The following is a 21,016-nucleotide window of genomic DNA, read 5'->3' on the forward strand; positions in this document are numbered from 1 at the left end:
TCCGGCGATCGAGGCCCAGCAGGCCGAACGTCTTGCACGGCTGCGCGCCGAGCGCGACCGGGCGGCCGTCGACACGGCGCTCGCCGCGCTGAAGAAGGCCGCCGAGGGCACGGACAACGTGCTCTACCCGATGAAGGACGCCCTCAAGGCCCGGGCCACGGTCGGCGAGGTCTGCCACGCGCTGCGCGAGGTCTGGGGCATCTACAGCCCGACGACCACCTGAGACCTCACGGACGCCGACGTACGACGAAGACGACGGACAACAGAAAACAGAGGGGGAATCCGATGGACACGCCGATTCGGGTCGTGATCGCCAAGCCCGGCCTTGACGGACACGACCGAGGGGCGAAGGTCATCGCTCGCGCCTTGCGGGACGCCGGGGTCGAGGTCATCTACACGGGGCTCCACCAGACCCCGCGCCAGATCGTCGACACCGCCGTCCAGGAGGACGCCGACGGCATCGGCCTGTCGGTCCTTTCCGGGGCCCATATGACGCTCTTCGCCGAGGTCCTCAGACTCCTCGACGAAGCGGACGCACGGGACATCACCCTCTTCGGCGGCGGCATCATCCCGGAGGCCGACATCCCGGTGCTCCGCGAGATGGGCGTGGCCGCACTCTTCACCCCCGGGTCACCCATCCGCGACATCGCCGCCTGGGTGACCCGGAACGTCGCCATATTCGAGGGGGCACGATGACGACTGACCACGAAATGACCACCCTGGGCGCGCTGCTGATCCGGGCCGCCACGCGGTTCCCGGAGCACGGGGTCCGCCACGGCTCCGGAGACCGACCGCTCGACTTCCGGCTCCAGACGTATCCGGAGCTCTTGGAGGAGTCGCTGCGACTCCTCGCCCGGCTGCGGAAGTCCGGAGTGGGCAAGGACCGGATCGTCGCGCTGCTCCTCGAGCGGACCGAGGACTTCCTGCCGGCACTCTGGGCGTGCCTGCTCGGTGGGATCACGGTGTGTCCGCTGGTCCCCGTGCGCGACGACCCGCAGCGCTGGGCGGCCCAGCTCGGCCACGTCAACACCCTGCTCGACGGGCCGCTCCTGGTCACCGACGTCCGCACGCGCGAGGAACTTCCCGCCGTCCAGGACCTGTCGGTCGTCACCTTGGAGAACCTGGCGCCGGCCGCCACGGACGCAGGCGCGGGCACCGAGACAGGCACCACCCCGGTCTCCCCCGACGACGTCGCCCTCCTCGTCCTCACCTCCGGTTCCACCAGCGCCTCCAAGGCCGTTCGGCTCACCCACGGCAATCTGCTGGCCTCCATGGCCGCGAAGGCCGGGACGCAGTCGCTGACCTCGGACGACATCACCCTGAACTGGATCTCGTACGACCACGTCGCCGCGCTCCTCGAAGCACACCTGCTTCCGCTGTCCGTCGGCGCCGTCCAGCTGCAGACCTCCCCGGAGACGGTGCTCGCCGCCCCGATGCGCTTCCTGGAGCTGATCGACGCCCACCGGGTGACGATGACGTTCACGCCGAACTTCCTGCTCGGCCAGCTCAACAGGATCGCCGACCGCCTGCCGGCCGCTCCCGCCCTGGACCTGTCCTGTCTGCGGCACATCATCTCCGGTGGCGAGGCCAACCCCGTCGCCACGGGCCTCGGCTTCCTCGAACGGCTGGCTCCGTACGGGCTGCGCCGTGAGGCCCTCTGGCCCGCCTTCGGGATGACCGAGACCTGCGCCGGCAGCATCTACAACCGGGAGTTCCCCGAGGCCGACCGCGAGGCCGAGTTCGCGGCGGTCGGCCGGCCGGTCGACGGGCTGCGCATCCGGATCGCAGCCGAGGAGACTGGCACGCTGCTGGGCGAGGGCGAGACCGGCGAGGTGCAGCTCACCGGCCCGATGGTCACGGGCGGGTACTGGAACGACAAGGAGGCCACCGAGGCCGCCTTCACGGCGGACGGCTGGTTCCGGACCGGTGACCTCGGCCGCCTCGACGGGGGCCGGCTGACCCTCGTGGGACGCAGCAAGGACTGCGTCATCGTCAACGGCGTCAACTACTACAGCCATGACCTGGAGTCGGTGCTCGACAGCCTCGACGGCATCGAGAAGTCCTTCGTCGCCGCGTTCCCGACCCGTCCGAAGGGCAGCGACACCGAGCAGCTCGCCGTCGCGTTCGCGGCCGCCCCCGAGGTGGCCGACGACGAACCGGCACTGCACCGTCTGCTGATGGCCGTCCGGAACAGCGTCGTCCTGCACTGGGGCTTCCGCCCCGCCCTGCTGCTTCCGCTGCCCAAGGACGCCTTCCCGAAGACGAGTCTGGGTAAGATCCCGCGCGCACTCATGCGGCGCCGGCTGGAGGCCGGCGACTACGCCGAGCACCTGGAGTCCGTCCAAGGCCTGGTCACCCGGCAGCTCGGCGGGTACGTCGCTCCCGAGGGCGCCCGTGAGGAAGCACTCGCGGAGCTGTACGGCGAGCTCTTCGGGACCGACCCGGCGACGATCAGCGCCACGGCGAGCTTCTTCGACCTCGGCGGTACGTCACTGGACATCCTGCGCCTCAGAAGCCTGATCGCCCGGCGCTTCCCGGGCACGGAGCCACCGGTCCTCGCCATCCTCACCGCGCCGAGCGTCCGCGCGCTCGCCGCCCGCATCGAGGCCGACCGGAGCGACACGCCCGCTCCGTACGACCCGATCGTCCCGCTGCAGACCAGCGGGGACGGGACACCGTTGTTCTGCGTGCACCCGGGCGTCGGTGAGGTGCTCGTCTTCGTCAACCTCGCCAAGTATTTCGTTCACGAGCGGCCGTTCTACGCGCTGAGGGCCCGCGGCTTCAACCCGGGGGAGAAGGCGTTCGCGTCGTTCGACGAGATGGCACGCGCGTATGTGGACGCCATCCGGTCCCGGCAGCCGCACGGCCCCTATGCGATCGCCGGGTACTCCTTCGGCGCAGCGGTCGCGTTCGAGGTGGCCAAGCTCCTTGAAGCGGACGGCGAACGCGTCGACTTCCTGGGCAGCTTCAACCTCCCTCCGCACATCAAGTACCGCATGGAGGAACTCGACTTCGTCGAGACCGCGGTCAACCTGGCCATGTTCCTGGACCTGGTCTCCGAGCAGCAGGCGAAGAAGCTGCCCGCCGAACTCCGGCCGCTGGACAGGAAGGAGCAGCTCGGCCGCCTGATCGACATCTCTCCCCCGGAACGGCTCTCCGAACTCGACCTGGACCTCGAACGGTTCAGCGCGTGGGCGGAACTCGCGGATGGCCTCACCGACCTCGGCCGGAGCTACGTGCCGTCCGGCGATGTCGCCCGGATGAGCGTCTTCTACGCCGTCCCGCTCCGCGGCAGCAAGCAGGACTGGCTGAACAACGAGCTGACGCGGTGGGCCGACTTCACCCGCGAGGCGCCCCGGTTCCTGGACGTGCCCGGCGAGCACTACACCCTCATGGGCGCCCGGCACGTGGCCGCCTTCCAGTCGATCCTGCGCGCGGAGCTCGCTCGGTCGCTGTCCGCCCCGTCCGACATCTCATGAAGGAGCCATCCGGATGCAGACGCCGACCGGCAACAAGATCCTGATCACAGGGGCGACGGGACTGGTCGCCCGCACGGCCGCCGAGACGCTCGCCCGGGACAACGAAGTGTGGTGCCTGGGCCGCTTCTCGGACCCGGAGACGGAACGCGGGCTGCGGGACCGGGGCATCCGGACCCGGCGCTGGGACATGGCCGCGGACGGTCTGGACGGGGTACCCGAAGACTTCACGCACGTCCTGCACGCGGCGGTGGAGCGGGGCGATGGGAACTTCGAGGAGGTGGTGACGGTCAACTCCGTCGGCACCGGCCGTCTGATGAACCACTGCCGCACTGCCGAATCGTTCCTGTTCCTCTCCACCAGCGCGGTGTACGCGCCCCGGGCACTGGACCACCGGTACACCGAGAACGACCCGCTGGCGGCCCACTCGGCCTTCCTGCCGACCTACCCGGTGGGCAAGCTGGCTGCCGAGGGGGCCGTACGGGCGCTCACCGTGACACTCGGCCTGCCCACCACCATCGCCCGGCTCAACGTCGCCTACGGGCCGCACGGGCACGGCGGGGCCCCGGTCATCCACTATCGGACGATGCTCGCCGGGGAACCCGTCGCGGTCCCGCACACCGACCAGCACTACTGCTCCCCGATCCACACCGACGACATCGCCCGGCACGTACCGGGCCTGTGGGCCGCGGCGACGGTCCCCGCGACCGTCGTGAACTGGGGCGGGGACGAGGTCGTCGGCGTACGCGACCTCCTTACCTACGTGTCGGAACTCACCGGGGTGCCCGTCGACTTCGTCCCGAGCGACGTCACCCGCGCGGTCGTCGCGTACGACGACACCCGCCGCAGGAGCCTGGTCGGCGCCTGTGAGTGGTCCTGGCGTGACGGAGTCCGCCAAGCCCTTGAAGCGCACTTCCCCGGCTGTGTCACCGCCGCCGCCCGACAGACCCGATAGAAAGGCCCCTTTCGTGACCGGTTCAACCGCACCCACCGAGATGCTGTCGGAGCTGTCCACCGAGCCGCAGGTGCTGAGCCTGCTGGAGCGCGCGCTGAGCACCAGTTGCGCCGCCTCGCTACGCGCGGCCGTGAAGCTCGGTCTCGCCGACGCCCTCGGCGACGGCCCGGCGACGGCGTACGCCCTGGCGCGGACCGTCGGAGCCGACCCGGACGCGCTGCGGCGGCTGCTGCGCTCGCTCACCTGCCACCAGGTGTTCGCCGAGGACTCCGAGGGTCGTTTCGTCCCCTCGGAGATCTCCCGGCTGCTGCGCACGAACACCCCGGACAGCCTCGACCAGCTCGTGCTGTGGATGACCGAGCCGTGGACCTGGGAACTGTGGGGCCGGCTCGACGAGTCCGTGCGCACCGGCAGGGACGTCTTCGTCGGCCTGCACGGGCAGGAGTTCTTCGACCAGGTGCACTCCGCGTGGCCGGAGTCCGCGGCCGTCTTCGACCGTGCGATGACCCAGGCGAGCATCCAGTCCGCCAGGGCCGTCGCGGGGGCCGTGCCGCTGTCCGGCGCGCGGACCGTCGCCGACATCGGCGGCGGCCAGGGCGGGCTCCTCGCCGCTCTCCTCGAACACCACCCGGACGTGCGGGGAATCCTCTTCGACCGGCCGGACGTGCTGGCCGGCGCGGACGCCCGGCTGTGCGAGGGCGGGGCGCTCGCCGAGCGGGCGGTACTGGTCGCCGGGGACTGCCGCGAGGCCGTGCCGGCCGACGTCGACGCGTACGTCTTCAAGAACGTCCTGGGGATGAACGACGAGGACGCGGTCGTCGTGCTCGGCAACGTCGTACGCACGGCCCGTCCGGGCACCAGGGTGATCATCGTGGAGAACCTGGTCGACGACGGCCCCGGCCAGATGTTCAGCACTGGGATGGACCTGCGGATGCTGCTCACCGTCGGCGGCCGGAAGCACACCCGGCAGAGCCTGCTCGGACTGGTGGAGCGGGCGGGCCTGGTCGTACGGGATGTCCGTCCGGTCAACACCTACCAGCACATGATCGAGGCGACGGTGTGAACGAGACCACCTCGAATCCCGAGAGCACCTCGAATCCCGAGATCACCCCGAAATCCGGACCGCCGTCCCGGACCGCCGACGTCCTCGTCATCGGGGCAGGTCCCACCGGCCTCCTCCTGGCCGGCGACCTCGCCACCGCCGGGGTGCGGGTCACCCTGCTCGAACGGCGCGAACATGCCGCCGACACCGCCATGACCCGCTCCTTCGCGGTGCACGCCCGCACCCTGGAGCTGCTCGACGCCCGAGGTCTCGGCGACGAACTCGTCGCCCTCGGCCGCAAGGCGCCCGTGATCGGCGTCTTCGGCAGGATCGAACTCCGCCTGCACCGGCTGCGCTCGCGCTTCCCGTTCGCTCTGATCACCCCGCAGTACCACGTCGAACGGCTCCTGGAGCGGCGGGCGGGCGCTGCCGGGGTGCGGATCGTGCGGGGCGCCGAGGTGACGCGGCTGCGCCAGAACGACGCCGGCGTCGAGGTGGAGACGGCCGGCGAGGACGTCTGGACCGCCGGGTACGTGGTCGGGTGCGACGGCGTACGCAGCTCGGTGCGGCGGATGGTCGGCATCGGCTTCCCCGGCAAGTCGGTGGTGCGCTCGGTGATGCTGGCCGACATCCGGCTCACCGAGATCCCCGTCGACGCGGTGACCACCAACTCCAACGCGCACGGCTTCGCCTCCCTGGTGCCGTTCGGCGACGGCTGGTACCGGGCGATCGGCTGGGTCGCGGGGGACGAGCGACCCGACGACGCGCCGGTAGCGGCAGAGGAGCTCTCCGCGTTGCTGCGCCGGGTCCTGGGCTCCGACTACGGCATGCACGACCCGCGCTGGATCTCCCGGTTCCACAGCGACGAGCGACAGGCGGTGCGTTACCGCGAGGGCCGGGTGCTGCTGGCGGGCGACGCCGCGCACGTGCATTCGCCCGCCGGCGGCATGGGGATGAACACGGGGCTCCAGGACGCCGCCAACCTGGGCTGGAAACTGGCCGCCGTGGTCCAGGGCCGCGCGGGGCAGCCGCTGCTCGACTCGTACGAGCGGGAGCGCCACCCCGTCGGGCGGCAGGCGCTGCGGGTCTCCGGGGCGATCACCCGGGGCGTGCTGCGGTCCCCCCGCAACGGTCTGACGCGCCGCCTGCGTGAGGTCGGCCTGCCGCTCGCGAACCGGCTGAACTCGCTCACGGCGACCGGCGAGCGCCTGCTCTCCGGCATCGGCATCGCGTACCCGGCACCGCGCGGCAGCCACCGGCTCACCGGCCGCCGGGCCCCCGACCTCCGGCTCTCCGGCGGACGGCGCCTGTACGAGGTGCTGCGCGACGGCCGGTTCGTGCTGGTCACCCGGGGGCGACCGGTGCCGGAGACGGAGTGGCTGCGTCTCGCCGCCCCCGCCGGGAACCTGCCCGGGCCCCTGCTGATCCGCCCCGACGGCCATATCGCCTGGGCGGCCGACGCCGAGGACCCTGAGGGCCTTCGCGCGGCGCTGAGGAACTGGCCGGTGACCGCTGCCTGACTCTTCGGACGTAGCCCGCGGGCTCCGGTGCGGGCCCACACGATCATGGACGAAAGTGGCCTTCGCGGGGTCCGTCTGTACGATGCTCGGGCGTCGTGCCTGACCTTCCTGTCGAACAACGGGGTGCCGGATCACCTGCTTGCGATGTGAGCCGGGCACACGAACGCGGCGGACCTGCTCGCGGCAGCGGAGGCATGGGGAGGTCTCGCAGGGGGCGTGTGACAGATCGTGACAGATGAAGGTGTGAACCGGTGAGCGAGACCGAGATCGATACGCTGCAGTACCGCGTTGACGGGCCAGAAGAGGCTCCCGTCCTGGTCATGGGGCCCTCGCTGGGCACCACCTGGCACATGTGGGACCGTCAGATACCCGAGCTCACCCGCCAGTGGCGCGTCGTCCGGTTCGACCTGCCGGGGCACGGCGGCGCCCCCGCCCTGCCCTTCACCTCCGTCGCCGAGCTCGGCGACCGGCTGCTCGCCACCCTCGACGAGCTGGGCGTCCAGCGGTTCGGCTACGCCGGCTGCTCCATCGGCGGCGCGGTCGGCCTCGACCTCGCCCTGCGCGCACCCCACCGGGTGGCCTCGCTCGCCCTGGTGGCCGCCTCGCCCCGGTTCGGCAGCGCCGACGAGTTCCGCCAGCGCGGGGTGATCGTCCGTACCAACGGCCTCGAGCCCATGGCCCGTACCGCCCCCGAGCAGTGGTTCACCCCCGCCTTCCGCGCCGCGCAGCCCGCGATCGTCGAGTGGGCCGTGCAGATGGTCCGCACCACCGACCCCGGCTGCTACATCGGCGCCTGCGAGGCGCTCGCCGTCTTCGACGTACGGGAAGCCCTCGGCCGCATCGGCATCCCCGCCCTCGTGCTCGTCGGCTCCGACGACCAGGTCACCGGCCCCGCCGAGGCCCGCACCCTCGTCGCCGGGATAGCCGACGCCCGGCTCGCCGTCGTCCCCGGCGCCTCCCACCTCGCCCCGGTCGAGCAGCCCGCCGCCGTCACCGAGCTGCTCACCGGCCACTTCGCCGGGATCGTGCACGACACCCAGAGCGCCGTGCCCGCCCTGGCGATGCCGCCCGTCTCCACCCCGGTCGTACCCGTCGCCGAGATCGCGCCCGCCGAGCCGGCGGGCGAGTCCGCCGGGACCGTGCGGCCCGACCCGTACGACCAGGGCATCAAGATCCGCCGCGAGATCCTCGGGGACGCGCATGTCGACCAGGCGCTGACCGACGAGTTCGGCGCCGACCTCCAGGCCCTCCTCACCCGCTACGCCTGGGGCGAGGTGTGGAGCAGGGAGGGCCTGGACCGCCGCACCCGCAGCTGTGTCACCCTCACCGCGCTGATCGCCGGCGGCCACCTGGACGCGCTCGCCGACCACACCCGGGCCGCGCTGCGCAACGGCCTGACGCCCGAGGAGCTCCGCGAGGTCGTGCTCCAGACCGCCGTCTACTGCGGGCTGCCCGCCGCCGAGAGCGCCCTGCGCGTCGTCGGCAGGGTGATCAAGGAGGAGACCACCCCCCAGGCGTAGGCTGACCGGGCCGGTACGGCCCGTCGTGAGGTGGAGTCCTGTGAAGCTGACGAAGAAGTCGCACGCCTGCATCCGCCTGGAGAAGGACGGGCGAACGCTCGTCGTCGACCCGGGCGCGTTCAGCGAGGAGGACTCCGCCGTCGGCGCCGACGTCCTGCTCGTCACCCACGAGCACGCCGACCACTTCGCCGAGGACCGGCTGCGGGCCGGTCTCGAGGCCAACCCGGCGGCCGAGATCTGGACGCTGCGGAGCGTCGCGGAGAAGCTCTCGGCCGCCTTCCCCGGCCGCGTCCACACCGTCGGCCACGGCGACGCCTTCACGGCCGCGGGCTTCGACGTCCAGGTCCACGGCGAGCTGCACGCGGTGATCCACCCGGACATCCCCCGGATCACCAACGTCGGCTTCCTCGTGGACGGCTCCGTCTTCCACCCGGGCGACGCGCTGACCGTGCCCGAGCACCCGGTGGACACGCTGATGCTGCCGGTGATGGCCCCCTGGAACAAGATCGCCGAGGTCATCGACTACGTACGCGAGGTCAAGCCGCGCCGCGCGATCGACATCCACGACGCCCTGCTCACCGACCTCGCCCGGCCCATCTATGACCGGCAGATCGGCGCGCTCGGCGGCACGGACCACGGCCACCTCACCCCGGGCGACTCCACCGAGCTGTGATCCCCGGGGCGCGGAACCGGTGACTGTCAGACCCCGCCGCTAGGCTTGCGCTCATGCGCATCGCGACCTGGAACGTCAATTCGATCACCGCCCGCCTGCCCCGACTCCTGGCCTGGCTGGAGAGCACCGGCACGGACGTGCTGTGCATCCAGGAGACCAAGTGCACCGTCGAGCAGTTCCCCGCCGACGCACTGAGCGAGCTGGGGTACGCCTCGGTGGTCAACGCCACCGGCCGGTGGAACGGCGTGGCGCTGCTCTCCAAGGTCGGCCTGGAGGACGTCGTCACGGGACTGCCCGGCGGCCCCGACTACGAGACCCTCCAGGAGCCCCGGGCCATCTCCGCGACCTGCGGACCGGTCCGCGTCTGGTCGGTGTACGTGCCGAACGGCCGGGAGGTCGCCCACGAGCACTACGCGTACAAGCTCCGCTGGCTGGAGGCGCTCCGGGCGTCCGTCGCCGAGGACGCGGCGGGGGAGCGGCCCTTCGCCGTCCTCGGTGACTACAACATCGCGCCGACCGACGACGACGTCTGGGACCGGGCGGCCTTCGAGGGCCTCACGCACGTCACCGAGCCCGAGCGCGCCGCGCTGGCCGGCCTGCGCGAGGCGGGCCTCACGGACGTCGTCCCGCGCCCGCTGAAGTACGACCAGCCCTTCACGTACTGGGACTACCGCCAGCTCTGCTTCCCGAAGAACCGGGGCATGCGCATCGACCTCGTGTACGGCAACAAGCCGTTCGCCGACGCGGTGAAGGACAGCTACGTCGACCGCGAGGAGCGCAAGGGCAAGGGGGCGTCCGACCACGCCCCGGTCGTCGTCGACCTGGACGTCTAGGCGCTGCGCCGCGGATGATCTCCGCGCGCCGGGTGGTGCCACGGGAGGGTGAAATGCGACGCTGTTCGGATGAACATCCCGTTCTTGGACAACTGGCGCAAGCGGCATGCGGCCGATCATTCCCCGCTGGCCGCGGCCTTCGACCGCGACCCCGAGGGCGTGGGTGAGCTGCTCGCCGAGTGCGAGCTGCTGCGTGCCAGGGTCCAGGACGCCGGGGTGACGCTGGATGACACCCCGGGCTCGCTCGCCGCGCTCGACCAGCTCCCGCCGCGCTGGCGCGACGACCCGGAGGAGCTGCCCTGGCTGGGCAACGACGCCGGGCTCTATCTGGGCACGGTCATCGTCCGGAACGTGCCGGGTGCGAGCTGGCAGGTGTGGCCCGGCGGCCAGCCGGTGGTGCGGCTGGCCTCGGGCCGGGAGATCAACGTGGTGGAGGCCGGGCTCGACTGGGCCATGAGCGGATCGCCGCAGCTCTCGCAGGTGTACGGCGAGTCCGCCGAGTTCTGACCCCCGCCGCGATGCCCCTGCCGCGGCCGCCCGCCCCGGCCCGCGGGCCACCCCGTTGCAGTAAATACGGCTTATCCCTGTTTGTGCGTGTCGAGCGTTAAGTCCCTTTTTGCGCTGGATAGTTTGCGCTGGCCTCGACACAGCCGAGAAGGGGGCAGGGGAGTGTATGGCGGTCGCCGATCCGTTGACCGAGCCGCGTGACGTCTCGTGGAAATCGCCCCGGCCGAACCAGGAACGCCGCTGCCGGGCGGAGGTCCTCCCCAGGGGCCGTAGCGGCCCGCGCGGTGGCGCGTAGGGAGCCATCCGCCCGGCAGCAGCCGGTGATCACTCCGCCCGCAGCGGGACCGACAGGTACGAGGGGTCGGTCTGCGGGGAGGAGAAGGTCAGCTGTGCGCCGGTCGGGTTGTGCTCGATGTAGAGCGGGTCGACGGTGTCGACGACCAGGGCGAGACGGTGTCCCGCGGGCACGTCGTAGGCCGTGGAGAAGAGCTCCAGGTCGACGCCGAAGGGTGTGCCGGGCGTTTTGTCGTGGAAGGTGTACGGGGCGTTGCTGACCAGCTTGCCGAGGCCGAGCGGGCCCACGTCGTAGAGGTACGCGACGAAGGTGCCGCTCTCCTTGGTGGAGGTGACCGTGGTGTGCAGCTTCGCCGTGCCGCGCACCTTCTGGGCCGAGCCGTACCGCTCGGACTGCCACACCCCGGCGAAACTGCGGGGGAGGAGCGGGATCGAGGCGACGGGCGGGGTCCGGAGTATCTGGTCCAGGAGGTTGGAGAGCATCACGATGCCGCCGTTGGCGCCGGAGTCGACGTTGGCCCAGATCCGCTGCGAGCCGCCGAGCGCGATCTTCCGTTCGTTCGCGCCGACCGACTTCCAGTCCGGGTAGCCCTCGTAGCCGCCGGTGGAGCGGGACTTGAGCTGGACGGGCTGCTCGCGGTCGATGCCGTTGTCGGCGCCCTTGAGGTAGCGGTCGAACCAGCGGTGGGCGCTGGTCCAGGTGTCGTTGGGCAGCCCGAGCAGACCGGTGGCCTCGGCGGTGGCGTGGTCGCCGGGGCGGAACTCCAGGCGCTTGGGGCCCTGGAGCTTCTCGTAGAAGGAGGCGTACTGGTTGGGCGGGAAGATGGTGTCGCCCCAGGCGTTGCCGAGCATGATCGCGGCGCCGTTGGCGTTGATCCGGTCGAGTTGGGTCGCGGCGGAGCGCTGCCTGCCCCACTCGATCATCTCCCCCTCCTTGGCGAGGTTGGAGGCGAGGAAGTCGCTCAGGATCTGCCGGAGTTCGGGGCCGGGACGCCCGGTGAGAAAGCCGGCGCCGCCGAGCAGACCGGCGGCCTGGAGGTGCTGTGTGCGGCCGCTGTAGATGGACTCGATGAGGTCGGCCCAGCCGCTCAGCGCGGCGACGGCCCTGATCCGCTTGTCGTGCGCGGCGGCGAGGAGGCTGATCCCCGCGCCGTAACTCACTCCCGCCATGCCGACCTTCGCCGGGTCGGCGGGGGTGTGGGCGAGGGCCCAGTCGATGACCTTGGAGGCGTCGGCGACGTCCTTCGGCCCCGCGGTCTCGATCTCGCCGCCGGACTGCCAGAAGCCGCGCGAGTTGTAACTCACCACGACGTAACCGGAGTCGGCGAGCTTCTGGGCCTGGGCGAGGTACTCGATCTGAGGCATGGCCCAGCTGGTGGGGAGCACGATCACGGGGTAGCGGGCGGAGCCGTCGGCGCCGGCCGGGGTGACGACGTTGGCCTTGAGGACGGTGCCGCCCTCGCCTGCGATGTCGACGAAGCGTACGGACGTGCCGGACTCGGCGGCGTGGGCGGCGGGGGCGAGCCCGAGGGCCGTCCCCGCCACCAGGGCGGCCGAGACGGCGAAGACCAGAGGTGTACGCACGGGTCACTCCTCACTCGTGTCACTGGTGGGGACAGTGCAAAGTGACCCGACGGTAACCGGCCAGGCTTACCTGGGGTAACTGGTCGGTAAGTTACGCGAGGGTAACGATTGTTGAACGTGCGATCAGCGCAGGGCGCTCTTCGCCTGCCACGCGGACCACGAGAGGTTCCACTCGCCGTAGCCGTTGTTCAGCGCCTGCGTTCCCTTGGCGTCGGAGCCGGTGATCTCGAAGGGGTCGCCGACCTGCACCAGGTCGTACACGCTCCGCGCGTCGGCGTCGCTCATCCCGATGCAGCCCGAGCTCCTGTTGGCGCTGCCGAAGTACGCGGAGTTCCAGGGGGCCGCGTGGGCGTACATGCCCGACCAGGTCAGGCGCATCGAGTAGTCGACCATCTTGTCGTACGCGTCACCGAGGCCGACGGTCTCGGAACGCATGTTGATGGTGCCCTCCTTGGACATCAGGACGGTCTTCCCGCGCCAGGACGCCTTCTCGCCGCCGGGCGTACCGGCCGACATGGGAACGCTCTTGACCGTCGCCCCGTCGCGCAGCAGCGTCAGCCGGTGGTTGTCGAGATCCACCTTGACCAGCTGGTTCCGGCCGATCGAGAAGGTGGTGGTGTAGTCGCGGACGAACCAGCCGCCGGCGCCGGAGTCGACCCCGTTCAGCTCGGCGTCCAGGGTGACCTTCGTGCCGGACTTCCAGTACTCCTTCGGCCGCCAGTCGACCCGGTCCTTGCCCGACCAGTCCTGCATCCAGCCCCAGGAGCCCTCGGTGCCGTTCGAGGTGGTGACCTTGAGGTGCTTCTCGACCTCCCGCTTGTTCTTCACCGGGTGGTCGAACACGATCGACAGCGGCTGGGCGATGCCGACGGTGGTGTTCTTCCCCGGAGCCAGGGTGAGCTTGTTGACCTTGTCGGCGGCGGCGGTGGTGAACGCGGCCTTCGCGCTGCCTCCGGCGGCGTCCCGCGCCTCGATCGCGTACGCCGTCCCGGGCGCCGCCTTCCGGGCGGACGTCCAGCTCTTCCCGTCCGCGGCCACCTTCCCGTCGAGGACCGTGCCCTTGGAGTCGGTCACGCTCACCTGCTGGAGCCGCTGCCCCTCGGTGAGGGTGACGACGACCGGAGCGCCGGCCTCGGCCGTCTCGCCGGTCAGGTTCACCGATATCCGCGTCTTCGGCGCGCCCTTGGCGTCACCGCCTCCGGAGTCACCCGCTCCATCCGATCCGCCGGAACACGCACAGAGCCCGAGGGTCAGTGCGGCGGTGACGAGCAGGGCGGGCACGGGTATGCGCTTCACGGGGACGACCTCCGGTGGTGATCTCTGTACGGGGGGAGAGAGGGGCGGAGGCCGGAATCGGTTCCGAATATATGAACCATTCCGGTGATGTCGGATGTGACATGAGCGATATTCGCCGCCCGGGCGTGACACGCGGGATCTGGAATTCCGGCGGCGGTCGCCGCAAGCTGGGGGCGTGGAGAACACCAGCGACGTACCGGACGTCTTCGACCCCCGGATCTACGCCGACGGGCCGCCGCACGAGGCCTTCCGTGTGCTGCGCGACCGCCGGCCCGTCGCCTGGCAGCAGGAGTACGAAGTCCTCGGCTGGCCCGCCGGGCCCGGGTTCTGGGCCGTGACGCGCCACGCCGACGTCGTGCGGGTGCTCAAGGACTCCGCCGGCTACTCCTCGTACCTCGGCGCCACCCAGATCCGCGACCCCGACCCGGCCGATCTCCCGTTCATCCGCCGCATGATGCTCAATCAGGACCCGCCGCATCACGGCCGGCTGCGGCGGCTCGTCAGCCGCGCCTTCACCCCCGGACGGATCGAGCGGTTCGCCGGGACCGCGCGGGCGCGGGCGCGCGAGCTGCTGAAGGCGGCCGTCGACGCCGGGCCCGAGACCGACCTCGTCGGCGCCGTCACCGACGACTACGCGCTGCTCAACCTCACCGACCTGCTCGGCGTGCCCGCGAGCGACCGGGGCCTGCTCCTCGGCTGGACCGAGCGGGTCATCGCCTACCAGGACCCCGACGAGCCGCCCGTCCTCGACGACCGGGGGCGGCCCGTCAACCCCCGGTCGCCCGCCATGCTCGCCGAGATGTTCGGCTACGCCCAGGAACTCGCCGCGTACAAGCGGAAGAACCCCGCCGACGACATCATGACCACGCTCGCCCACTCCGCGCTCCACCCCGCCGAGCTGGAGATGTTCTTCTTCCTGCTGACCGTCGCGGGCAACGACACCGTCCGCAGCGCCGCCCCCGGCGGGCTGCTCGCCCTCGCCGAACACCCCGACGAACGAAGGCGGCTGTGGAGCGGCGAGACCGGCGTCGACCGCGCCGTCGAAGAGCTCCTGCGCCGCCACCCGCCCGTACTCTCGTTCCGCCGCACCGCCACCCGCGACACCGAACTCGCCGGCCGGCCCGTCGCCGCGGGCGACAAGGTGGTCGTCTTCCACGCCTCCGCCAACCACGACGAACGCGTCTTCACCGACCCCCACCGCCTCGACCTGGACCGTTCACCCAACCCTCATGTGTCCTTCGGCGAAGGACCGCACGTCTGCCTCGGAGCCCACTTCGCCCGGCTCCAACTGCGCGTCCTGCACGAGGAGGTACGCGACACGCTGGACGACCTGACCCTCACCGCCCCGCCCCGGCGGCTCGTGTCCAACTTCATCAACGGGATCAAGTCCCTGCCGGTTCGGGTGCGGTGACCGGTGCGGTCCGCGCGGCCCGCGTGACGTCGGCCACCAGCTCCACCACATCGGGGCCGTACGCGTCGGAGTTGACCACCTTGAGAAGGAGTACGAAGGGCCCGGAGCCGTGCTTCCGCGCCAGCTTCTCGTGGTGCCGGGCCAGATAACGGCTCGCGGCGTGGTTGGCGACCGCGGCCTGGCCGCAGAGGAGGAAGACCGGCCGCCCGCCCTCGCCGCCGGTGAGACGGGCGAGGATCGCGTGCTCGGAGGCCCCGTTCACCAACCGGTACACCTCGTCCCCGACGGTGAACTTGCTCCGGTCCGCGACCGGTTCCGACTCCACGTTCATCGTCAGACCGGGCAGCAGGGAGGACAGATGGGCGGCCATCCGGCGGTTGGAGTACGGTCCTCCGACACAGAACTCCGCGCGGTCCCCCAGACCCTGCCGGGCCTCGTCGTGCTGGACTATCTCCGGGCGCGCCCCGCAGTCCTTGATCAGGGCGGAGAGTTCGAGCAGGGCGGAGACGTCGACGTTGTGCACCGCCCGCTCACTGCCCGCCTTGCGGTTCACCACCAGCAGGCACTCGGATCCGTCGCGCAGCCCGAAGAACGCCTGCTTGCGCCGGAGCGTGCGGCGCCAGAGATACGTCCGGGCCAGCCAGCCCAGCGAGGCGCTGACCCCCGTCGCGAGGACTCCCAGCACGACATTGCGCAGGTCTTCATTCATGGGCGCGCATGCTAGCGGCCCGGCGCACCGCCGTTCGAGGCGGTCCTGACGAGAGGGCGGGACGGAAGTTACGCTGCGCGGACGGCCGTTGACTGGAGGTACAAGTGCGACGCTCCACCGCTCGGAAGGTCTCTCTGCTCGCCGTCGCCGCGACGGTGCTCTCGGTGGGCGCGGCGGCGCCACCGGGCGGCCCGAGGCCACCGGTGAAGGAACCCGTCGCCGTCGGGTACGGCGGCGCCGTCGCCAGTGTCGACGCCGACGCCTCCGCCGCCGGGATCGAGGTGCTCCGCAAGGGCGGCAACGCCGTCGACGCCGCCGTCGCCGTCGCCGCGGCCCTCGGCGTCACCGAGCCGTACTCCGCGGGCATCGGCGGAGGCGGCTTCCTCGTCCACTACGACGCCAGGACCCGCACCGTGCGGACGATCGACGGCCGCGAGACCGCGCCCGCCTCGGCGGACGCCGGCCTCTTCGTGGAGAACGGCGCGCCCATCCCCTTCGAGGAGGGCATGACCAGCGGCCGGGGCGTCGGCACCCCTGGCACCCCGGCGACCTGGAAGGCCGCGCTCGACGCCTGGGGCAGCAAGCCGCTGCGCACCCTCCTCGAACCCGCCGAGCGCCTCGCCCGCGACGGCTTCACCGTGGACGCGACCTTCCGCGCCCAGACGGCCTCCAACGAGGCCCGCTTCCGGGACTTCCCGGCCTCCTCCGCGCTCTTCCTGCCGGGCGGCCGGCTCCCCGTGGTCGGCTCGACGTTCAAGAACCCCGACCTGGCCCGTACGTACGACAGGCTCGGCCGTGAGGGCGTCGGCGCGCTCTACCGGGGGCCGTTGGCGCGGGACATCGTGAACACCGTCCGGAAGCCTCCCGTACGGGACGGGGCCACGCGGGTCGTCCGCTCCGGCGATCTGACCGAGCGCGACCTCGCCGCCTACGAGACCGAACGGCGCCGGCCCACGAAGGTCTCCTACCGGGGCCTCGACGTCTACGGGATGGCCCCCTCCTCGTCCGGTGGCACGAGCGTCGGCGAGGCGCTCAACATCCTGGAGCGCACTGATCTCTCCACCGCCTCCCAGGCCGCCTATCTGCACCGCTTCATCGAGGCGAGCCGGATCGCCTTCGCCGACCGGGGCCGCTGGGTCGGCGACCCGGCCTTCGAGGACGTGCCCACACGGGAGCTGCTCTCGCAGCGGTACGCCGACTCCCGCGCGTGCCTGATCCGCGACGACGCCGTCCTCACCAGCCCCCTCGCGCCGGGCGACCCGCGCTCCCCGGCGGCGTGCGTGAACCGGGGGACGGCCGCGCCGACGACGTACGAGGGTGAGAACACCACGCACCTCACGGTGGCCGACAAGTGGGGCAACGTCGTCGCGTACACGCTGACCATCGAGTCGACGGGCGGCAGCGGTATCACGGTCCCGGGCCGCGGCTTCCTGCTCAACAACGAGCTCACCGACTTCTCCTTCGCCCCGGCGAACCCGGCGGTCCACGACCCGAACCTCCCCGGTCCCGGGAAGCGGCCCCGCTCCTCCATCTCTCCGACGATCGTGCTCGACCGGTCCGACCGGCCGGTGCTCGCGCTCGGCTCCCCGGGCGGCGCGACCATCATCACCACCGTGCTCCAGACCCTGACCGGGGTCCTGGACCGGGACCTTCCGCTCGTCGAGGCCATCGCGGCGCCCCGGGCGAGCCAGCGCAACCAGACGACGACGGAGCTGGAACCGGGCCTGTGGAACAGCCCGTTGCGCGCCGAACTCGAAGCCATCGGCCACGGCTTCCGGCAGAACCCGGAGATCGGCGCGGCGACCGGCGTCCAGCGGCTGCCGGACGGACGCTGGATCGCGGCGGCCGAGAAGGCACGCAGGGGTGGCGGCTCGGCGATGGTCGTGCGGCCGGCGGGATAGGCGGGGCCGACCGGCGGGGTAGGCGGGGAGCGGCCGGCGGGAGGCATCGGCGGCGCCACGTGCGGGCGGCGAACGGCGGACGGTCCGCGTCGCCGGCCGCGGTCGGCGACGGGCTCGACGACGCGCTCGCCAGCCGCGTTCGGCGACGCCCGCCGACCGCGCCTCACAGGGCCGTGAGGATCCGCGGGCCGTCGTCCGTGATCGCCACCGTGTGCTCCGCGTGGGCGGCGCGGGAGCCGTCGTTCGTCCGGATCGTCCAGCCGTCCCGCGCCGTGTGGTGGTCGTCCCCGCCGCCGCCGATCAGCATGGGCTCGATCGCGAGGACCATGCCGTGCCGCAGGGGCATGCCCCGGCCCGGGCGTCCCTCGTTGGGGACGCCCGGGTCCTCGTGCATCTTCCGGCCGATGCCGTGGCCGCCGAATCCGTCGGGGATGCCGTACCCGGCGCTCCGGCAGACCCGGCCGATCGCGTGCGCGATGTCGCCGATCCGGTTGCCGACGAGGGCCGCGCCGATGCCCGCCTCCAGCGCGGCGTACGCCGTCTCGACCAGCCGGGTGTCCTCGGGGCGCGCCCGGCCCACCGTGAAGCTGATGGCGGAGTCGCCCGCCCAGCCTGCGAGGAGCGCCCCGCAGTCGACGGAGACCAGGTCCCCGTCCGCGAGGGGCTGGTCGCCCGGGATGCCGTGCACGATCGCGTCGTTCACCGAGACGCAGACGACCGCGGGGAACGGCACCGGCGCCCAGTCGGGGCGGTAGCCCAGGAACGGCGACCCGGCCCCGGCAGCCGTGAGAACCTCCCGGGCCGCCTGGTCCAGCTCCTTCGCCGTGACCCCCGGCGCCGCCTTCTTCCGCGCGGCCGCCAGCGCCTCGGCCACCACCCGTCCCGCGTCGCGCATGGCACGCAGGGATGCATCAGTCTTGATCTCCACCATGCCAATTACTATACCGGTATTAGAGTGGTGTGCATGGTGCGCACCCCCCTGACCCCCGAAGAGCGCGAGCGCGGCGAGCGGCTCGGCCGCCTCCTGCGCGAGACGCGCGGAGACCGCTCGATGGTCGAGATCGCCGCGGCGGCCGGACTCTCGGCCGAGACCCTCCGCAAGATCGAGACCGGACGGGCCCCGACCCCCGCCTTCTTCACCGTCGCGGCGCTGGCGGCGGTCCTCGGCCTCTCGATGGACGAACTCGTCACGCGGTGCGCCCTCGCGCCCGCTCCCGTCTGACGTCGCCCGTCCGGCGGCCGTGCGTTCCTCGGGTGGGGCGCGCGGTTAGGCTCGGCCGCATGATTCCCGAGGAGCTGCGGCGTGGCCGCTACGTCAGTCTGACCACGTTCCGCCGTGACGGCACCGGAGTGGCGACCCCCGTCTGGTACGCGGTCGAGGGCGACGAGCTGTACGCCTGGACCCGCAGCGACTCCTGGAAGGTCAAGCGGCTGCGCAACGACCCGCGGACCGTCGTCGCCGTCTGTGACCTGCGCGGGAACGTGGAGGAGGGCGCGGTGCGCCTGGAGGGCACGGGCCGCCTCCTGGAGGGCGAGGAGCTGCGACGCGTGCGGAAGCTGCTCTCGCGCAAGTACACCTGGCAGTTCTGGCTCGTCGACTGGCCGGCCATGGTCGCCCGGCTGGGCAAGCGGCCGCACACCGGAATAGCCGTCAGTTTCTGACCCGTTCGCCGAGCGCCTCGCCGCCGTACGAAAACTTTCCGTAGCCGTCCCGTAACACGACTGGGGTCGAATACCTCGGGACCGGAAGATCCGAGTCGAGTACGCGGGCGGTGCGGGCGATATGACGGTGTATCAACTCCCGGCGGAGGTGGGCGCGTTCGCACGCCACCTCAGAGCCATGGCGGCGCGGCTCGTGCCGGGGGAGGGCTGGTACGGCGTCTTCGCGAGCCGTGACCCGGAGGGGCTGCGGGCCTGCTTCGACGGTACGGAGATCCTGCCCTGGGACGTCGTCGAGTCGCTGCTCCAGGACCTCGGTGAGCCGCCCCTCGGGCCCGGGGCCGTCAGGGCCAGGGCCCTGCACGGCGCGGCGGCCGCGGCCCACGACCGGCGGCCGGGCGGGGCGCGGGCGCTCGGTGAGCGTCTGGAGGCGATGGAGCGCGAGCGGCGGTACGCCGAGGGCCGCGCCCAGGAGCTCGGTGCCCTGCTGCGGCAGGCCCCGGGCGGGCCGGACGCCGAGCGGATCGGTGGTGAGCTGGCCTGGGTCCAGGACGACCACGCGCGAGCGACGGCCCGGATCGCCGAACTCACGACACGTCTCGCCGCGCTCACGGACGGGCGGGAACCGGCCCCGACCCACGCTCCCAGATCCACCGCCGGCCCCGGATCCGCCACCACCGGCCCCGGATCCGCTGCCGGCCCCGGTCCGGCCCCCGCCCACCCGCCGCGGCTCACCCCGGATCCGGCGCCCGAACCGGCCGCGCCGAGGCCCGATCAGGCCGCGCCGAAGCCCGCCCCCGCGGTCCGGCGGAAGCCGCGTGGGGCCCGGTATGCCTGGCTCGACGAGAGTGAAGCGGCGGAGGAGGCCCAGCAGGTCGTACCGGCGCCCCTGTCCGTGCCCGAGCTGCCGGTGGCCGGGGCGGCTCCGCGAGGGGCCCGGTTCGGCGGAGTCGAGACGGAGCCTGCCCCCGCGCCCCGTACGCCCCCACGCGAGGTCGCCGCGGACGCGGCCCGCGCGGCCGGGAACGCGGTCTACGCGCTCCAGCGGCTGCGCTCCCAGGGGCGCAGCGGCGAGGCGCACGCGCTGCTCTGCGAGGCCGTCGCCGGCCCTCCCGCCTGGCTCCCGGCGCTCGCCGCGGAGCTGCACCGGGTCGGCCTCGGCGCCGACTGGGCCACCCTCCTGTGGGAGGCGGCCCTGCTGCCGCCCGGTCACCTCGCCGCCGTCGCCGGGGCGCTCGCCGACGCGGGCCGCCCCGAGGACTGCGAGCGGCTGCTGCGGCAGGGGGTCGCCCGGCCGGCCGACGAACTGGCGGGGGCGTGCGCCGCGCTGCACGCAGAGGGGCACCACCGCGAGGCCCACGCCCTGCTCACGGCCTTCCTCCAGGCCCGTACCCCCGAAGACGCGGCCCACCTCGCCGCCGCCGACCCGCACGTCCTGGTCCCCCAACTCCGCACCGCCGCCCGCGCGCTCTCCCCGGCCCTCGAACGCGACCTGCTGCACGCCCTGCGCGTGGCGGGCCTGGCGGGCGCCTGACCCAGGCCCCGCCCCGGCCTCGCCCGGCCCCGTACGACCCGCCTCGTCCCCTTCGCCGGCGCCCTTCCCGCGTGCGGCACCGACCCGTACGACACCGCCCGT

The 21,016-nt window shown here is 72.3% G+C and carries 19 protein-coding genes; 15 read left to right on the forward strand and 4 right to left on the reverse strand.

The window, feature by feature from the left end; translation table 11 throughout:
* The 10 genes from M5362_RS07975 to M5362_RS08020 all read left to right on the forward strand — a co-directional run.
* On the forward strand, window positions 1–223 hold a 223-nt coding region (locus tag M5362_RS07975; protein ID WP_260226661.1), incomplete at its 5' end, for a methylmalonyl-CoA mutase family protein.
* Between the two features lie 62 nt (window positions 224–285).
* Window positions 286–696 (forward strand): cobalamin B12-binding domain-containing protein, encoded by a 411-nt coding sequence (locus tag M5362_RS07980; protein WP_260226662.1) that lies wholly within the window; start codon window positions 286–288, stop codon window positions 694–696.
* Window positions 693–3,479, forward strand: a complete 2,787-nt coding sequence (locus tag M5362_RS07985; protein WP_260226663.1) for a non-ribosomal peptide synthetase — start codon at window positions 693–695, stop codon at window positions 3,477–3,479. The genes M5362_RS07980 and M5362_RS07985 overlap by 4 nt, the downstream gene beginning before the upstream one ends.
* 13 nt (window positions 3,480–3,492) lie before the next feature.
* A complete protein-coding gene (locus M5362_RS07990) occupies window positions 3,493–4,431 on the forward strand; it encodes an NAD(P)-dependent oxidoreductase (RefSeq protein ID WP_260226664.1) in 939 nt (312 codons plus the stop codon).
* A 40-nt stretch (window positions 4,432–4,471) separates the two neighbouring features.
* A complete protein-coding gene (locus tag M5362_RS07995) occupies window positions 4,472–5,494 on the forward strand; it encodes an acetylserotonin O-methyltransferase (RefSeq protein WP_261365755.1) in 1,023 nt (340 codons plus the stop codon).
* Entirely contained in the window at window positions 5,491–6,993 is a 1,503-nt protein-coding gene (locus M5362_RS08000) for an FAD-dependent oxidoreductase (RefSeq protein WP_260226666.1), read from the forward strand. The genes M5362_RS07995 and M5362_RS08000 overlap by 4 nt, the downstream gene beginning before the upstream one ends.
* A 251-nt stretch (window positions 6,994–7,244) precedes the next feature.
* Window positions 7,245–8,513 carry an alpha/beta fold hydrolase gene (locus M5362_RS08005; RefSeq protein ID WP_260226667.1) on the forward strand — a complete coding sequence of 423 codons (1,269 nt, stop codon included), beginning with the start codon at window positions 7,245–7,247 and terminating at the stop codon, window positions 8,511–8,513.
* 40 nt (window positions 8,514–8,553) lie between these two features.
* Window positions 8,554–9,186: an MBL fold metallo-hydrolase gene (locus tag M5362_RS08010; RefSeq protein WP_374214425.1), complete on the forward strand. Its 633-nt coding sequence runs from the start codon at window positions 8,554–8,556 to the stop codon at window positions 9,184–9,186.
* A 53-nt stretch (window positions 9,187–9,239) separates the two neighbouring features.
* Entirely contained in the window at window positions 9,240–10,019 is a 780-nt protein-coding gene (locus M5362_RS08015; protein WP_260226669.1) for an exodeoxyribonuclease III, read from the forward strand.
* 69 nt (window positions 10,020–10,088) lie between these two features.
* A complete protein-coding gene (locus tag M5362_RS08020; RefSeq protein WP_260226670.1) occupies window positions 10,089–10,526 on the forward strand; it encodes a DUF6278 family protein in 438 nt (145 codons plus the stop codon).
* Window positions 10,527–10,850: 324 nt separating this feature from the next.
* Here M5362_RS08020 and M5362_RS08025 read toward each other — a convergent pair whose 3' ends face one another.
* On the reverse strand, window positions 10,851–12,404 hold the full coding sequence (locus M5362_RS08025) for a CocE/NonD family hydrolase (RefSeq protein WP_260226671.1): 1,554 nt from the start codon (window positions 12,402–12,404) through the stop codon (window positions 10,851–10,853).
* 123 nt (window positions 12,405–12,527) lie between these two features.
* Window positions 12,528–13,700, reverse strand: a complete 1,173-nt coding sequence (locus tag M5362_RS08030) for an Ig-like domain-containing protein (RefSeq protein ID WP_260226672.1) — start codon at window positions 13,698–13,700, stop codon at window positions 12,528–12,530.
* A 175-nt stretch (window positions 13,701–13,875) separates the two neighbouring features.
* On the opposite strand from M5362_RS08030, the gene M5362_RS08035 reads away from it, so the two are divergent.
* A complete protein-coding gene (locus tag M5362_RS08035; protein WP_260226673.1) occupies window positions 13,876–15,111 on the forward strand; it encodes a cytochrome P450 in 1,236 nt (411 codons plus the stop codon).
* Here M5362_RS08035 and M5362_RS08040 read toward each other — a convergent pair.
* The gene (locus M5362_RS08040) at window positions 15,083–15,820 is read right to left on the reverse strand and encodes a hypothetical protein (RefSeq protein ID WP_260226674.1); all 738 of its coding nucleotides are present in this window, start codon (window positions 15,818–15,820) and stop codon (window positions 15,083–15,085) included. The two genes, M5362_RS08035 and M5362_RS08040, sit on opposite strands and share 29 nt — an antisense overlap.
* A gap of 104 nt (window positions 15,821–15,924) precedes the next feature.
* Here M5362_RS08040 and ggt point away from each other — a divergent pair, with 104 nt between their 5' ends.
* On the forward strand, window positions 15,925–17,721 hold the full coding sequence (ggt, locus tag M5362_RS08045) for a gamma-glutamyltransferase (RefSeq protein WP_260226675.1): 1,797 nt from the start codon (window positions 15,925–15,927) through the stop codon (window positions 17,719–17,721).
* A 163-nt stretch (window positions 17,722–17,884) separates the two neighbouring features.
* Here ggt and map read toward each other — a convergent pair whose 3' ends face one another.
* Complete coding sequence (gene map / locus M5362_RS08050) at window positions 17,885–18,652, reverse strand: type I methionyl aminopeptidase (protein ID WP_260226676.1); 768 nt, start codon at window positions 18,650–18,652, stop codon at window positions 17,885–17,887.
* A gap of 33 nt (window positions 18,653–18,685) precedes the next feature.
* Here map and M5362_RS08055 point away from each other — a divergent pair, with 33 nt between their 5' ends.
* From M5362_RS08055 to M5362_RS08065, 3 genes are all read left to right on the forward strand, one after another.
* Complete coding sequence (locus M5362_RS08055) at window positions 18,686–18,943, forward strand: helix-turn-helix domain-containing protein (RefSeq protein ID WP_260226677.1); 258 nt, start codon at window positions 18,686–18,688, stop codon at window positions 18,941–18,943.
* A gap of 59 nt (window positions 18,944–19,002) precedes the next feature.
* Window positions 19,003–19,383, forward strand: coding sequence for a PPOX class F420-dependent oxidoreductase (locus M5362_RS08060; protein WP_260226678.1), 381 nt, complete (start codon window positions 19,003–19,005; stop codon window positions 19,381–19,383).
* A gap of 121 nt (window positions 19,384–19,504) precedes the next feature.
* Window positions 19,505–20,914 (forward strand): UL36 very large tegument protein, encoded by a 1,410-nt coding sequence (locus M5362_RS08065; RefSeq protein ID WP_260226679.1) that lies wholly within the window; start codon window positions 19,505–19,507, stop codon window positions 20,912–20,914.
* Window positions 20,915–21,016 lie beyond the last annotated feature (102 nt).

Origin of the sequence: Streptomyces sp. Je 1-79, from assembly GCF_025195125.1 — a bacterium.
Taxonomy (GTDB): domain Bacteria; phylum Actinomycetota; class Actinomycetes; order Streptomycetales; family Streptomycetaceae; genus Streptomyces.

Bases quoted from the DNA above. Each gene is read 5' to 3' on its own strand.
- map (WP_260226676.1), bottom strand. From the start codon at position 18,652: ATGGTGGAGATCAAGACTGATGCATCCCTGCGTGCCATGCGCGACGCG.
- M5362_RS08060 (WP_260226678.1), top strand. From the start codon at position 19,003: ATGATTCCCGAGGAGCTGCGGCGTGGCCGCTACGTCAGTCTGACCACG.
- M5362_RS08055 (WP_260226677.1), top strand. From the start codon at position 18,686: ATGGTGCGCACCCCCCTGACCCCCGAAGAGCGCGAGCGCGGCGAGCGG.
- M5362_RS08020 (WP_260226670.1), top strand. From the start codon at position 10,089: ATGAACATCCCGTTCTTGGACAACTGGCGCAAGCGGCATGCGGCCGAT.
- M5362_RS08065 (WP_260226679.1), top strand. From the start codon at position 19,505: ATGACGGTGTATCAACTCCCGGCGGAGGTGGGCGCGTTCGCACGCCAC.
- M5362_RS07980 (WP_260226662.1), top strand. From the start codon at position 286: ATGGACACGCCGATTCGGGTCGTGATCGCCAAGCCCGGCCTTGACGGA.
- M5362_RS07990 (WP_260226664.1), top strand. From the start codon at position 3,493: ATGCAGACGCCGACCGGCAACAAGATCCTGATCACAGGGGCGACGGGA.
- M5362_RS08015 (WP_260226669.1), top strand. From the start codon at position 9,240: ATGCGCATCGCGACCTGGAACGTCAATTCGATCACCGCCCGCCTGCCC.
- M5362_RS07985 (WP_260226663.1), top strand. From the start codon at position 693: ATGACGACTGACCACGAAATGACCACCCTGGGCGCGCTGCTGATCCGG.
- M5362_RS07995 (WP_261365755.1), top strand. From the start codon at position 4,472: ATGCTGTCGGAGCTGTCCACCGAGCCGCAGGTGCTGAGCCTGCTGGAG.
- M5362_RS08040 (WP_260226674.1), bottom strand. From the start codon at position 15,820: ATGAATGAAGACCTGCGCAATGTCGTGCTGGGAGTCCTCGCGACGGGG.